This is a genomic window from Pedobacter folensis (assembly GCF_056490665.1).
This window is the reverse complement of the sequence record NZ_JBWJIF010000001.1, coordinates 2,120,655-2,135,721: the sequence shown is the minus strand read 5'-3', so window position 1 is coordinate 2,135,721 and position 15,067 is coordinate 2,120,655. Positions and strand designations below refer to the sequence as shown.

12 protein-coding genes are annotated in these 15,067 nt (G+C 38.7%); 8 read left to right on the top strand and 4 right to left on the bottom strand.

Going from position 1 to position 15,067, the window contains the following annotated elements; all coding sequences use genetic code 11:
• Positions 1 to 45: 45 nt before the first annotated feature.
• Positions 46 to 2,253 carry a RelA/SpoT family protein gene (locus AC04QZ_RS08260; RefSeq protein WP_055906427.1) on the bottom strand — a complete coding sequence of 736 codons (2,208 nt, stop codon included), beginning with the start codon at positions 2,251 to 2,253 and terminating at the stop codon, positions 46 to 48.
• 109 nt (positions 2,254 to 2,362) lie between these two features.
• Here AC04QZ_RS08260 and AC04QZ_RS08255 point away from each other — a divergent pair, with 109 nt between their 5' ends.
• The 4 genes from AC04QZ_RS08255 to AC04QZ_RS08240 all read left to right on the top strand — a co-directional run bounded on the left by AC04QZ_RS08255 (position 2,363) and on the right by AC04QZ_RS08240 (position 5,717).
• Positions 2,363 to 2,977 carry a DUF4294 domain-containing protein gene (locus AC04QZ_RS08255; protein ID WP_086547342.1) on the top strand — a complete coding sequence of 205 codons (615 nt, stop codon included), beginning with the start codon at positions 2,363 to 2,365 and terminating at the stop codon, positions 2,975 to 2,977.
• Positions 2,978 to 2,983: 6 nt separating this feature from the next.
• Positions 2,984 to 3,496 (top strand): glutathione peroxidase, encoded by a 513-nt coding sequence (locus AC04QZ_RS08250; protein ID WP_086547341.1) that lies wholly within the window; start codon positions 2,984 to 2,986, stop codon positions 3,494 to 3,496.
• A gap of 7 nt (positions 3,497 to 3,503) precedes the next feature.
• Positions 3,504 to 4,220, top strand: coding sequence for a bacillithiol biosynthesis deacetylase BshB1 (gene bshB1, locus AC04QZ_RS08245; protein WP_478357369.1), 717 nt, complete (start codon positions 3,504 to 3,506; stop codon positions 4,218 to 4,220).
• Positions 4,221 to 4,355: 135 nt separating this feature from the next.
• Positions 4,356 to 5,717 (top strand): acyl-CoA dehydrogenase family protein, encoded by a 1,362-nt coding sequence (locus AC04QZ_RS08240; protein WP_478357368.1) that lies wholly within the window; start codon positions 4,356 to 4,358, stop codon positions 5,715 to 5,717.
• Between the two features lie 405 nt (positions 5,718 to 6,122).
• Here AC04QZ_RS08240 and AC04QZ_RS08235 read toward each other — a convergent pair whose 3' ends face one another.
• Together AC04QZ_RS08235 and lat are read right to left on the bottom strand one after the other, a co-directional pair.
• Positions 6,123 to 6,524, bottom strand: a complete 402-nt coding sequence (locus AC04QZ_RS08235) for a hypothetical protein (RefSeq protein ID WP_478357367.1) — start codon at positions 6,522 to 6,524, stop codon at positions 6,123 to 6,125.
• A gap of 2 nt (positions 6,525 to 6,526) precedes the next feature.
• The gene (gene lat / locus AC04QZ_RS08230; RefSeq protein ID WP_478357366.1) at positions 6,527 to 7,858 is read right to left on the bottom strand and encodes an L-lysine 6-transaminase; all 1,332 of its coding nucleotides are present in this window, start codon (positions 7,856 to 7,858) and stop codon (positions 6,527 to 6,529) included.
• A gap of 293 nt (positions 7,859 to 8,151) precedes the next feature.
• Here lat and AC04QZ_RS08225 point away from each other — a divergent pair, with 293 nt between their 5' ends.
• Positions 8,152 to 11,553, top strand: coding sequence for a gliding motility-associated C-terminal domain-containing protein (locus tag AC04QZ_RS08225; protein ID WP_478357365.1), 3,402 nt, complete (start codon positions 8,152 to 8,154; stop codon positions 11,551 to 11,553).
• Positions 11,554 to 11,679: 126 nt separating this feature from the next.
• Here AC04QZ_RS08225 and AC04QZ_RS08220 read toward each other — a convergent pair whose 3' ends face one another.
• A complete protein-coding gene (locus AC04QZ_RS08220; protein ID WP_478357364.1) occupies positions 11,680 to 12,432 on the bottom strand; it encodes an SDR family NAD(P)-dependent oxidoreductase in 753 nt (250 codons plus the stop codon).
• Between the two features lie 98 nt (positions 12,433 to 12,530).
• Between AC04QZ_RS08220 and AC04QZ_RS08215 the strand changes: the two genes are divergently transcribed.
• From AC04QZ_RS08215 to AC04QZ_RS08205, 3 genes are all read left to right on the top strand, one after another.
• Positions 12,531 to 12,896, top strand: a complete 366-nt coding sequence (locus AC04QZ_RS08215) for a winged helix-turn-helix transcriptional regulator (RefSeq protein WP_478357363.1) — start codon at positions 12,531 to 12,533, stop codon at positions 12,894 to 12,896.
• 125 nt (positions 12,897 to 13,021) lie between these two features.
• Entirely contained in the window at positions 13,022 to 13,327 is a 306-nt protein-coding gene (locus tag AC04QZ_RS08210; RefSeq protein WP_478357361.1) for a GNAT family N-acetyltransferase, read from the top strand.
• Between the two features lie 190 nt (positions 13,328 to 13,517).
• Positions 13,518 to 14,933 (top strand): alpha-L-fucosidase, encoded by a 1,416-nt coding sequence (locus tag AC04QZ_RS08205; protein WP_478357360.1) that lies wholly within the window; start codon positions 13,518 to 13,520, stop codon positions 14,931 to 14,933.
• Positions 14,934 to 15,067: the final 134 nt, after the last annotated feature.

Below are 15,067 nucleotides of genomic sequence, written 5' to 3'. Positions count from 1 at the left end.
TTAGCATCTAGACTTCTGACTCCGGACTTCCGACTTTCGGACTAACTATGCATCAAACCGCGTTACGCCTGTAACACCTCTCACTTTTAATAAATTTTTAATCAGGTTTTCCAGGTGTTCGGTATCGTTTACAAAAATCATAATCGAACCATCAAAAATTCCTTCATTGGTATCAACCGTAATCGATCTCATATTTACTTTAAAGTCGGTAGAAATAACCCTGGTAATGTTGTTGATTAAGCCAACGTCATCAATACCTACAATGCGTAAACCAGTTAAGAAAGTTAATTCCTGTTGTTTGTTCCATTTGGCTTTGACTACCCGATAACCATAATTGGCCATTAATTGTGCCGCATTAGGGCAGTTGGTGCGGTGTATCTTTATGCCTTCACTCACAGTGATAAATCCAAAAACATCATCGCCTGGTATAGGGTTGCAACAGGCGGCCAAGGTATAATCAATGCGCTGCATGTCTTCGCCGATCAGTAAAATATCAGATTCTCCACCTTTAATTTTACTCTTAATTCCGTCAACTGAAAGGTTTTCAGGACGTTCTGGTCCGCGATTTTCTACTTCTTTCTCGCTGGATAGATATTCTTTTATATCTTTCAGTTCGATTTTTCCTAATGCAACATTTACAAAAAGTTCTTGGGTAGAAGGCAGTTTAAAGAAATAACTCAGCTTTTGTAAATTATCGGTATTGTAGGTGATTTTTAATGATTTCAGCTTCCTTTCTAAGATTTCCTTGCCATTTTCGGCAATTTTCCGCTTTTCTTCCTTTAAAGATGACTTAATTTTTGATTTAGCTTTAGCAGTAACCACTACATTCAGCCAGTCTTCTTTAGGAGTTTGTTTGCTTGAGGTGATAATTTCGACCTGATCGCCATTTTGCAGCTTGTACGAAATAGGAACGAGTTTGTGGTTCACTTTTGCGCCGATACAGGTAGCGCCTACATCGGTATGGATTTCGAAAGCAAAATCTAATGCGGTAGCACCTAAAGGCAATTGGATCAAAGCACCTTTTGGCGTGAAAATAAAAATCTCATCCGAGAAAAGGTTCATTTTGAAATCATCCAGGAAATCTAAAGCATTGGCTTCAGGATTGCTCAGCATTTCACGAACTTTCTGGATCCACTGATCTAATCCATTATCGTTACTCGATTCTTTATATTTCCAGTGTGCCGCAAAACCTTTCTCGGCAATTTCGTTCATACGTTGTGTACGGATCTGTACCTCAACCCATTGCCCGCGGGGTCCCATTACCGTGGTATGCAAACTTTCGTAGCCATTTCCTTTTGGTGAAGAAACCCAATCGCGTAAACGATCTGGATTTGGGCGGTATAAATCGGTTACAATAGAATATGCTTTCCAGCAATCAGCTTTTTCATTTTCTGGTGCCGAATCCAAAATAATCCGGATGGCAAAAAGATCATAAACCTCTTCGAAAGGAATATTTTTCTTTTTCATCTTATTCCAGATGGAGTGGATTGATTTTGGTCTGCCATAAACATCAGCCACTAAACCCTGTTCGTGAACAATCTCGTCAATTGGTTCTACGAATTTTTTGATGAAAAGCGCACGTTCTGCCTTTTTCTCGTTTAATTTTTTTGCGATGAATTTGTAAGTATCAGGGTCGAGATATTTCATCGAAAGATCTTCCAGCTCTGATTTTATGGCATATAAGCCCAGGCGATGGGCCAGTGGTGCATACAGGTAAATGGTTTCTGAAGCGATTTTAAGCTGCTTGTGGCGGGGCATAAAATCCATGGTACGCATGTTATGCAAACGATCGGCAAGTTTGATGAGGATCACCCTTACATCATCAGCCAGGGTAAGCAGCATTTTACGGAAATTCTCGGCCTGCAAAGAGCTATTGGTATCGAAAACGCCAGAAATCTTGGTCAACCCGTCGATAATTTTGGCGGTTTTTTTGCCAAATTCACGTTCAATATCTTCTAAAGTGATATCGGTGTCTTCTACCACATCGTGCAATAAGGCACATACAATAGAAGTTGTTCCAAGTCCGATTTCTTCAGCAGCAATCTGCGCCACCGCAATAGGATGGTAAATATAGGGTTCGCCAGATTTTCGGCGCATATCTTTATGGCTTTCCAATGCCATATCAAAAGCTTTCCTGATTTCTTTTTTATCGCCCTTCTGTAAAGTAGATTTGCTTGCCCGTAATAATGCCCTATATCTTTTTAGAATTTCTTGCTTTTCCGCCTCTAAATCAATCACTAACTCTGTTTTCATTTGTATTTTTTGCGTAAAAATTGCGTCTTATTTATGAATAAAACTTATATTAGTTTTGTGAAACAACTAATATATGAAATAACACCTAACTTTGTAAAAGTATAAATTTATGAAAATTAAAGGGCTCTTTTTTCTTTGTATTGTAATGATTTGTAGCATTTCGCTACGAGCTCAGGATCCTGCGGCACCAATATTTCCTAAATTGGGTAAAAGCGATACAATAAGAGTAGCCTCAACAAACGATAATGGTGTAATGATTCCGTGGATGCAGCTTAACGATGTATCTATTTATGCCGCCAGAATCTGGAAATCGCCGGCAGAACAAGCTGCATATAATCGCCTAAGGTATAACGTATTAAAAGTAATGCCATATGCATTGTTTGCTAAACGCAGGTACGAGCAACTGGAGCAGGATTTAGCCCGGACCCCAGAGAAAAAGGAACAAAAACAACTGGTTAAGCAATGTGATAAAGAAATTAAAGACATGTTTAACCGCGAAATCAAAGAATTAACGATTACACAAGGTCAGATTTTAACGAAACTGATCGACAGAGAAGTGGGTAGAACAACATACGATATTGTGAAGCAAACCAAAGGTGGTTTTGCTGCATTTTCGTATCAGATTGTGGCCCGCGTGGTAGGACATAATTTAAAAAGCACTTACGATCCGAATGAGGATAGGGATATCGAATCCATTATCCGCACTTCAGGATTTTATCAATAACATATAATGCAGGAACGCATTCCGAATATTTATTCATTTAAGGTTAAGAAAATTAATGGCGAAGAACAGCCGTTATCAGCCTACCGGAACAAGGTTATTTTAATTGTAAATACCGCATCAGAATGTGGTTTTACGCCGCAATTAAAGGAATTACAGCAGCTTAAAGACGAAATTAATAGTCCTGATTTTGAAATCCTGGGTTTCCCTACGAACGATTTTGGAAAACAGGAACCACTAAACGGTGCTGATATCTCCTCTTTTTGCGAGGTTAACCATGGTGTAAAATTTCCTGTTTTTGATAAGATTATGGTTCGGGGCGCACATGCCCATCCGCTTTATCAATTCCTGAGTGAGAAAAAGCAAAACACAAAATTAAGTTCGAAACCCCGTTGGAACTTTCATAAATATATCGTGAACAGAAATGGCGAGCTGGAAGATTATTTTTTACCCTTCACCAAGCCATTAAGTTCGAAAATTAAAAAGAAAATTCAGCAACTGCTGAACCAAAATGCCCAATAATTACATCATGAAGTTAGATATTTTAGTTATAGCCGTGCATCCTGATGACGCAGAGCTTTGCTGTTCAGGTACTATTTTAAAACATATTGCCCTTGGTAAAAAAGTTGGAATTGTAGATTTAACCAGAGGCGAACTGGGTACACGAGGTACAGCAGAAACAAGAGATGAAGAAGCAGCAGCCTCGGCGGAAATTTTAGGTTTACATGCCCGTGAAAATTTAAGATTGAGGGATGGCTTTTTTCAGAATGATGAGTTTCACCGTTTGGAAGTGATTAAAGCCATCAGGAAATATCAACCCGAAATTATTTTAAGCAATGCTTTAGAAGACCGTCACCCTGATCATGGAAGAGCAGGCGATCTGGTTTACGATTCTGTTTTTTTATCAGGCTTACCAAAAATAGAAACTTCAATTGATGGTGTTCAGCAGGAAGCACATCGCCCACGATTATTATTGCAATACATTCAGGATAGATACTTAAAACCTGATATTATTGTGGATATATCTGATCATATAGATAAGAAAATTGAATCTATTAAGGCTTTTAAAACACAGTTTTATAACCCTGAGGTGGATGGATTGCAAACTTATATTTCGTCGCCGGAGTTTTTCGAAAGTGTGATTGGCCGTGCCAGGGAATTCGGTAAAAGCATTGGTTCCACTTTTGGCGAAGGCTTTACTTCCCGGAAATTGCTGGGTGTTGATAGTTTATTTGATTTGAGGTAAAGGATTAACCACCTGAGAACACCTTAGGCGGTGCACTATTTTAAATTGCTCAGATGATCTCAGGTGCCTTAGGTGGTGGGAAAAAAACAGCCCAACAAAACTGCGCTTCGTTTGTTATTCTCAAAACGAATAATAATGGCGAATATATTCTCTTCTCTCAAAAACGCGTACAATCTTTTCAAACATGTTGATTTCGATAAATTAGAGGCTTTATCGAAAAAAGTCGATTTACCCAAAATGGTCGAGACCATATCCAACCTGGATGATAAACAAATTCAGGGGATGATGAAAATGATGGGTGGATCGGGTGAAAAGAAAGAATTACCGCCAATTGAAGGCGATTTCTACCATTTGGGCGATGAGGCGTTAAAAGATGAAGATCGTGAGCTTCAGTTAAAGGTACGTGCCTTTCTAGAGAAGGAAGTAAAACCCATTGTTAACCATTACTGGAACAAGGCAGAATTCCCTTTCGAAATCATTCCAAAACTTGCCGAACTCAATATTTGTGGTTTAACCTACAAAGGTTATGGCTGTCCGGGGAAATCGAATTTAATGGAAGGGATTTTAGCAATGGAAATGGCGCGGATTGATACCTCCATTTCTACATTTTTTGGTGTACAGAGTGGCCTCGCCATGGGATCAATCTATTTATGTGGCTCAGAGGAACAAAAACAGCAATGGCTGCCGATAATGCAGCAATTTAAAATTATTGGTGCATTTGGGTTAACGGAACCTGAAGTGGGTTCGGCAGCAGCTGGAGGCTTAACCACCACCTGTAAAAAAGTTGATGGCAAATGGATATTGAATGGACAGAAAAAATGGATTGGTAACGCTACTTTCGCCGATATTTTAATTATTTGGGCACGAGACGAAGAAAGTGGCGAAGTGAAAGGCTTTATTGTAAAAAAAGATAATCCTGGTTTTGCCGTAGAAAAAATGCAGGATAAAATGGCCTTGCGGATTGTGCAGAATGGCATTATTACATTAACCAATTGCGAAGTTGAAGAAGCTGATCGCCTGCAAAATGCAAATTCATTTAAAGATACGGCCAAGGTATTACAAATGACAAGGGCAGGTGTCGCCTGGCAGGCGGTTGGCTGTGCCCGCGGAGCCTATGAAAATGCTTTGGATTATACCCGTACACGAAAACAGTTTGGGAAACCTATAGCTTCTTTTCAATTAATCCAAAACCACCTGGTCGAAATGCTGTCGAACTTAACGGCGATGCAAACGCTCTGTTTTCGCTTGTCGCAATTACAGGATCAGGGTTTGTTGAAAGATGAACATGCCTCTTTAGCTAAAGTATTCTGTTCGTTAAGAACACGCGATGTGGTGAGCAGGGCAAGAGAAGTGATGGGTGGGAATGGTATTTTGCTCGAGTATAATGTAGCACGTTTCGTGGCGGATGCAGAAGCAATTTATTCGTATGAGGGCACAAAAGAAATTAATACGCTGATTGTAGGGCGGGCCATAACAGGTTTTTCTGCTTTTGTTTAATTTTAAAATAGTTTGTCCGTCTAAGCATAGTCGAAGGCTCATGCGGACAATAAATAATGAAATTTTAGGATTTGGAAATGATTGTCAGTATTTCATAGGTACTGTAGTCCTGCCATTCGCTACAATCTTTTTGCGGTTTTGTAGTGCTAACATACTAAGGGTTGCTGCAAGCAAAAAGGATTTCGCTGCTGTCAGGTTTATTGAAGAAGGGCTGGTTCTCCGGGAACTAACTTTGTTTATAAATCCGATTGTCGTGAATGCCGATTCTATACCGATAAATCGGCACTAGCTTAGCATCGGCAGAAACAAAAGCGGGACTGAAGATGCCAAATGCACCGGATCCTTCATTTCCAAATCAATAAGCATTAACCTTTAGGCAATTAACTTCCCAGATTTTACCTTCTGTTAAAAAGGATGTTTATTAAATGCTACCTGACTCATTGCACTTTTTTCATATAAGGCAATGCAGGCTTTGTTAAACTGTGGGTCAAAATTTACTGCTCCAGGCTGCAATGTTTTTGGAACATTTTCGCTTTGCATGAAGAAGTAAACTTTTGTATTGCCGTATTTGGTATGGGGCATTAAATTGCCATAATCTTCCATTTCTTTCCATACCGAATCTTTAACTGTTAAGATGTAAATCCGTTGTACAGGGCCAGTGTTATTTGCGTTTCTATACTTTGCAATTTCTTTAAAACCAGCTTTCATATCCTCAATTCCAGGCTGATCAAAAACATCTTTAACCATGAAAAAGATCAGTATTAAAACCCCTGCAACTACAAAATAAACTAACAATTTTCTATTCATGCCTACAATAAAGGCAATATTTTATCCATAACCGTCAAGCCTTCGTCAATATGTTTTTGCTCAATGCAAAGTGCCGGGCGAAAGCGAATGGTTTTCTCTCCACAGCCCAAAAACATCACATTGTTTTCCAATCCTTTAGCAATAAATGTATTGCGCATTTCTTTGGTAGGGAAATCAAAAGAACATAACAAACCTCTTCCACGCACATTGGTCATTTGATCGAACCTGTGCGATAGATTTTCGAGTTGATCTTTTAAATACAAACCTATTTTTGTAGCATTCTCACATAGCTGATCTTCCTCTACTATCTGTAAAATCTGTGTCGAACGGACCATATCCACCAGATTACCGCCCCAGGTAGAGTTAATCCGGCTCGGCACTTTAAATACATTGGTTTCAACTTCATCTACTTTATGGCCAACGAGGATGCCGCAAACCTGCATTTTTTTACCAAAAGCCAAAATATCGGGCCTCGCTTTTTCGCTAAAATGTTGGTGGCACCAGAATTTACCGGTTAAACCAACGCCGGTTTGCACTTCATCATAAATCAGGAAAGCATCATTTTCATCCGCCAGGGCCTTGATTTGAATTAAAAACTCTTCCCGCAGGTGGTTATCGCCACCTTCAGATTGTATGGGTTCTACAATGATGGCGCAGATATCATCTTTATTATCAGCGAATGCTTTTTTGATCTGAGCTAAAGATGTTTCTTCGGTTTGAATGGCATGACTTAAATTATTTCCTGAAAGTGGAAATTTAACTTCCGGAACAGCAACCCTTGGCCAATCGAATTTCGCAAACCATTTGGTTTTATCGGGTAGCGTATTCGTTAAGCTTAAAGTATAACCCGTTCTGCCATGAAAAGCCCTTTCGAAGTGTAAAACTTTAAAACCTTTTTCTTCAGTGTATCCTTTTGCAAAGTTTTTTTGAACTTTCCAGTCCATGGCTACCTTAATTGCGTTTTCTACGGCCAAACCGCCCCCTGCAATAAAAAAAGCATGGGGCAGATAATCAGGAATACCAACTTTAGAGAATGTTTCAACAAACTGTGCATATTGCTGCGTGTACACATCAGAGTTAGATGGGTTGGCCAAAGCCGCGAGGAAAAGATTCTTTTTAAACGCTTCATCATTGATCATTTTAGGGTGGTTATAACCTAAAGGAACTGATGCGAAACAGGTAAAAAAATCGAGTAAAGTTCTGTTGTGTTTAGCATCGTAAATGTAAGCACCATGACTCTTTTCCATATCATAAGTCAGGTCGAAACCATCGGCCAAAATGTGCTTACTTAACGATTCGTTAACGCGATCTGCAGGTACTGTTAATTGATACATAAACTTGGATTTGGTATATTTCAAATTTAGTTAAATGTGCCTAAAATCAAAATTTAAGCACTTTTTGTACCCGTAGCATAAAAAATAGGTTTAAACAGTTTAAAGTATGATTATAGACAAAATCGGATTTTGGACTTCACAGATGTGGAAAACTTTTTTACAGGAAAGCTCCATTTAAGAACTCGTTGTTCAAATAATTACCTTAGTGAATGCTTTGCAAACTCATTGCATAGACAGTTATGTTAAACTCTACAGGTTTTATATATTTGCACATCTAAATTTTCTTATTAAACATGCGAAAGATTATCGCTCTTCTGTTACTTTTTGTTTTGTATTCGTATGTTTTAAGAGCTGCTGTTTTCACTGTTAGCAGTAATGGAGACAGCGGGACAGGTTCATTAAGGGAAGCGCTGCAAATGGCGGCAGCTAACGGTATTGCCGAAACAGACTATATTTATTTCAATATCACCAATCTGCCGGCTCTGATTAGTATAGAGAGCCCATTAATACTTTCGTCAAACTTAGTAATCGATGCCACAACTTTATCTGGACCTGGACTAGGCTTATCTAGCGCAAAAGTAACGATGAAAACCAGTATATCCTACATTTCTAATATAACTCCGATTGGTTTTTTAGGCACGAATTTAAAGAATCTGGAAATCTACGGCTTTTACTTTTCTTTTTTTGCCAATGGAGCCTCAAGATCGTCTACTCCAATCTCTCTCAATAATTGCGAAAATATTATTATAGGGGCGCCAAATAAAGGAAATGTATATGGTAACATCGATGTGAATATTAATATGTTCAAGTGCAATAAAATCAAAGTTTCAAACAATTGGTTTGCCTTCAATCCGGAACGTACCGAATTATTGGGAACTGCATTTGGTTCTATGTTAAGGTTTTATCAATGTGATAATATTGTAATAGGGGGTGATACCAAGGCAGAAGGCAATCAGTGTGGATATATTTACAATGGCATGCTGATTACCGGTATTGATCCATCTACACAAAGTGCGCAGCAAAGAGGTGAAATCTGCGTGATTAAAAATAATGTTTTTGGCGATGAGCTGCTTAAAGGTGGTTTATCAGAACCGCATAACATTCAAAATTTCAAAAGAGTAGAACTACTTAATAATTTTACTTCGATGAGTGCCGGTTTCAGTTTTAAGGATATATCGGTTACAATGCTTATACAGGGGAATAGCTTCGGTGTAGGTGCGCTAAATGCCCAAGGTTCTTATGCGCATTCTTTGCTTAATTTCGATGCTTGCAATAACGTATTGATCGGTGGAAAGGATGGAGCACAGGCAAATACATTGGCCAACAACAAATATGGAGGATTTGGACCAGGTGTTTATGCAAATAATTGTGGTGATATCCTTTTGCAGAGAAATTCGATTTATTGTACTGCACAGAGCATTGTTTATAAACCTGAAAATAGCAAGGTAGAGCTTCCGGTGATAAGCATCACAAGTTATAGTAATGGAACGCTGATTGGTACGGCTACTCCTAATGCTGAAATTGAAGTATATACCGATGGCGAATGTATGCAATGTGAAGCTAAAGCTTATGCCGCAACTACTACGGCCGATGCATCAGGTAACTGGAGTATCACTATTCCTTCTGATATCGGTTTTACCGCGTCAGCTAGCATAAATAACCGGACATCTAAATTCCTTGGCCTCAGCTTTCTGGCTGGAAATGTTATTGTTAAAAATACCAGTTGCGGCCTGGCCAATGGATCCATTAAAGGTTTAAAAGTTCAGGGGGCAACACGCATACAGTGGCAAGATAGTAAGGGTAATTTTGTAGGAAATACAGAAGAACTAATAAATGTTAAACCTGATATATACACCTTTCAGGCATTTTTAGGTACCACCTGTAAAACACAAACTTTATCCTATCAAGTAAAAGACGGGCAGCCTCAGCTTTTTACGGGCATTATGTCTATTAGTCCTGAAAATTGTAATCAATCAGACGGCGGAATTAAAAATCTTTTTATATCTAACCAAAGTGATTTTACCACAAAATCACTGAAATGGATAAATGAAAAGGGAGAAGTAAAAGGAAACAGTTTAACCCTGAGCAACGTGAAAAGTGGGAAATACACATTACAGGTACTAACTTCTGATGACTGCTCCGCAATTTTTGGTCCTTTCGAAATTCTGGCTAAGGGTGTGCCTTCAATAGACAATGATAAGGTTAATGTTACTAAAGCTGGTTGTGGTAGCGCAAATGGGAGCATTACAAATATTATTGTTTCAGGTGTGGGTAAAATTAAACTGGTTTGGAAGGATGGAGAAGGAAAAATAATCAGCCGAGATAGTGAACTAACTAATGTACCTGGGGGAAAGTATTATCTTGAGGTAAGTGATGAAGGTACTTGTGGAGCGGCGTTCTACGATTTTGATATTCCGATATTAAATGCAATAACCATAAGCGATCAAACAGCAGACATACAAAATGCGAGCTGTATGGCAGATGACGGTTATATTAAAAAACTTGTTATTACATCTTCAGATGCCAATTTTAACTTTAAATGGATTAACGGATCTGGTGCATTGGTAGGGGATAAGCCTGAACTCGAAAATTTGGCTGCGGGAAAATATACCTTAATAGTTAGTAATGGGTACTGTACAGCTAATCGTACTTTTAACATCATCCGACAAAGTCCCGTAGCTTATCCCGATTTTCCATTTGCGGTTACGCCTGCAACCTGTAATTTGAACAATGGTGCAATTAAAGTAAATGTCTCAGGTTACCAGGGGGCGGTCAGATTTAAGTGGTTAAATGAGGCAGGAGCACAAATTGGTGATAATAATGAAATTTTAAATTTAAGTGAAGGAAATTATCAGCTTTATCTACAAGATGAAAATGGATGCGAGAGTTTTTATAATTCCTATGTAATTAAAAAGATTATTCCGCTTTTAATTGATGCTGAAAGTGCAAATATTATGGATGATCGTTGTGGAATGGGGGTAGGGTCTATTACAAATATTTCTATTCAGGGTGGTATTGTTCCCTATCAATATGTTTGGAGAAATGCTGATCATGAAATTATATCTACAAAAGCTGAATTAAACAATGTTAAGAAAGGTATTTACACTTTAACCATAACAGATAATAGTAACTCCGTTTGTTCTGAACAAAGCCTCAGTTTTACAATTTCCAATTTAGGAGAAGTCATCAGTCCGCCTATTGTAAGCCCATCTTTGCTTTGCGCAGAAGGTGATGGTATGATCAGGGCTAGTGCCGCCACTTCAGGAGTCTTTAATCTGTATGATAAAGCTACAAATGGAAATTTATTGGCCAGTAATGAAACGGGTATTTTTAAATTGAAAATATCAAGGTCTTCTACTTTCTTCATTAGTTTGGCAAATGGAACATGTGAAAGTGAAAGGGCTGCTGTACCTGTTATATTTTCTGAAAAGACAATAGAGATTCCCAGTTCAATTAGTCCTAACGATGACGGGATTAATGATATATGGCAAATCAAAAATATTAATCAATATCCTAAGGCAAGTGTGAAAGTTTTTAACAGAAATGGCAATGTGGTTTTTACCTCTGAAGGTTATCAAAAATCTTTTGATGGAAAGATGAATGGCACAGCACTACCTGCAGGTGTTTATTTTTATGTAATCAATTTAGCTCCAGACTGTAAGCAATTTAGTGGTAGTCTTACAGTTCTACTGTAATTATGTTTTGAAACAGTGAAAGTTATATAGACTCATTTTTTCTGTGGGCTTTGATCGTTTATAAACTGCTTCATCGTAAATTCGATAAACTGATTGATTCTCTTATTTCCTGTTTAATAGTAAGTATCAGAATGCCGAACGCCTTGCTCCGCCATCTACCACCGAAACCGTTCCTGTTACATATTTGGCCCGTGGCGAAACCAGGAAAACAGCCATATTTGCCATATCCTGCACTTCACCAAAATCTTGCAAAGGAATTTCACTTTCTGCATATTTCCGGCGCTCATCGCCAGGGAAATAAGGCCTGATGTTTTCAGTGTCGATAAGTCCCGGTTGCAAACAGTTTACCCTGATTCCATATTTGCCCAACTCACCGGCAAGTTGTTTCGACCACATGGCCACTGCCGCCTTGGCCACCGCAGAAACATTTAGGGAGCGTAATTCGTAAGTACTGGTCAGATTAAGTATTGTGCCTTGTTTCCGGTCTATGAAATGTGGTAATAACGCTTGCGTGAGTAGTCTGGGCCGCTCAAAATCTAAAGCCATCGATCTGGTCCAGGGTTCTTCCTGACCTGCAACATCTACAGGCTGACTTTGCCCTGCATTATTGATGAGGATGTCGATATGGCCAAGTGAAGCTAAGGCTGCAGTGGCAATTTTGTAAGGTGCGTCGGACGCCAATAGGTCTTGTGCAAAAACAATGGGAGCGGGGCTGCCTTCGGCGACAATCTCAGTGAAAAGGTTATCTAATGATTGTTGGTTGCGGCCTGTGGCAAAAACTTTTACCCCTTCTTTTGCCAGCTCTTTTGCTATTGCTCGGCCAATTCCTTTAGAGGCCCCGGTTACCAATGCCGTTTTTCCGGTTAAATATAAGTCCATATTTTCTTGTGATTAAAATGACCTTGCAATAATAACCCATACCACGTATTTTTATAGGATACACCACCATTTGTATGGTACAAACAAATTTGTAAGTAATGACGGCACGAAAAGAAAATTCGACCTATACCCTCAACGAAAAATTTATAACAGATTGCGATCTGACTTACGCCGCCAACAAAATAGGCGGGAGATGGAAAATTGTAATATTGGATAAACTTGGAAACCGAAAATTGAGGTTTAGCGAATTGAAAAAAGAATTCCCATATATAACAGAACGGATGTTGACTTTGCAGTTGCGTGCATTAGAGCAGGATGAGCTGGTTAAAAGAACTGTTTATGCAGAGGTTCCGCCTAGGGTAGAATATGAGCTAACACCGATAGCCTTGGATTTTCTCCCGATTTTTTGTCAATTAAGCGCCTGGGGTAAGAAGAATAAGGCGCTAAAGAATGCCAGGTCATAAAATGGTTAAGGTATGATGGCAGATATACATAAATCAACAGATATTGGTTACCTTTAATTGATTGGGCAGCTATTTAATGCTGCATCAGTGGAGCATCAAATTTTAAAAATTATATTAGGTAAATTATGGCAGAAGTTAAATTAAATATTCAAAAGGAAGAGCCAAGCGCCTTCGAACTTTATGATGAAGGTGAAAAATATGGAGAAATGGTTTTTGATATTCAGGGAGGAGATCTAACCGTTTATCATACCGAAATTGATCCCGAAAAAGAAGGCAAAGGTTACGCAAAGCTATTGCTTGATGCAATGGTCAATTATGTGCGTACAAATAAGCTGAAGGTCATTCCACTCTGCCCTTATGTACACCTGCAATTTAAACGCCACGAAGAACTTTACGCTGATATCTGGAACAAAGTGCGTGAAAACGATTAATCGGTAAACAATAACCACACAGATTACGCAGCATAAAATTACAAATCAGCGCTTTTCTGCGCGATTTGCAGGGGGTGATATGCCCCTTTTTATGTTAAACATAACACCAGATATATTGTGCAATATCGTTTAAGAAAATTAACTTTACCGAAAAACCATTCCACATTCTTAAACTATACTACGCACAAAAATGAAACTCGTAACCATTCAGAAAAACGTTTTAGTAATTGTTTTCATGCTGCTTTCCTTCGGCGCCTTAGCGCAAGGGACTCCTACTGATGCCTCGAAGAAATTAAATACACTTCAGCAGCAATTTGTTGACCTGCGTTTTGGCATGTTTATCCATTATAACATTCCAACTTATGCAAATGCAGATTGGCCTGATCCTGAAGCTTCTCCGAAATTGTTCAATCCCAAAAAGCTCGACGCAAGCCAGTGGGCAAAAGCGGCTAAATCGGCTAACATGAGTTATGGCTGTTTAACCACCAAACACCACAGCGGATTTTGTATCTGGGATACCAAAAGCACCGATTATAATGTAATGAACAGTCCTTATGGAAAAGATGTGGTAAAGCAGTTTACCGACGCTTTCCGGGCAAATGGATTAAAAGTGATGCTGTATTATTCCATTTTGGATACACACCATAAATTGAGGCCCAATCAGATTACGCCAAAACATATCGATATGATTAAACAGCAATTAACCGAGCTGTTAACCAAATACGGCAAAATTGAAGCTTTAATTATTGATGGTTGGGATGCGCCATGGTCGAGAATCTCTTATGATGATGTACCTTTCGAAGATATTTATACTTTGATTAAAACGCTGCAACCTGATTGCTTAGTGATGGATTTAAACGGTGCAAAATATCCATCCGAAGGGCTTTATTATACTGACATTAAAACTTACGAAATGGGCGCAGGCCAGCGGATGCCTAAAGAAAGTAAAGTGATGCCAACTTTAGCTTGTTTACCCATTAATACTTCATGGTTTTGGAAAACCGATTTTCCAACGGTTCCGGTAAGAAAACCACAGGAAATTGTAGATGGGTTAATTAAACCTTTAAATACCGCAAGCTGTAATTTTATTCTCAACGTAGCACCAAACAAAGATGGCTTAATTGATGATAATGCACTGGCTGCCTTAAAAGAAGTTGGCCAATTATGGAAGAATGAAGGACCAACCAAAACACTCCCACCATTGGCTTTGCCGATCATTTCCAGTAATCTCGCCAAAAACCAGGCAAGCAACTCGAGCTGGAGCAATGATATGAATATTATGGACTTTGCAAATGACGATAGCTACAGGTCGTCATGGGAATCGAATAGTGCGGTCACAAATCCTTGGTACGAAGTTGATTTTAAAAATGAGAAAGCTATAAATATGATTGTTGTAGCAGAGCAAAAAGAAAATATAGATACTTATGTACTTGAATATTGGAACGGTGCGGAATGGAAAAAAGCTTTTGAGGGAAAAAATGAAGATCGCATTAAAATTCACCGCTTCGATCGCATTTGGACCAGTAAAGTTCGCATCCGTATTACACATGCCAAAGAGACACCATCCATTGCCGAATTTCAGGTTTTTAATGAAAGAAGATCATAAAAAGAACTAAATGCCGATGATGTGAGCTGATTTATTATTCAATGTATATAGATAGTGCATCTTCATCTATTATATTGTAGCCTTGCTCTATTTTTATTTCATTCCAAAGAAAGGAGCGATACTTTTATAACAAG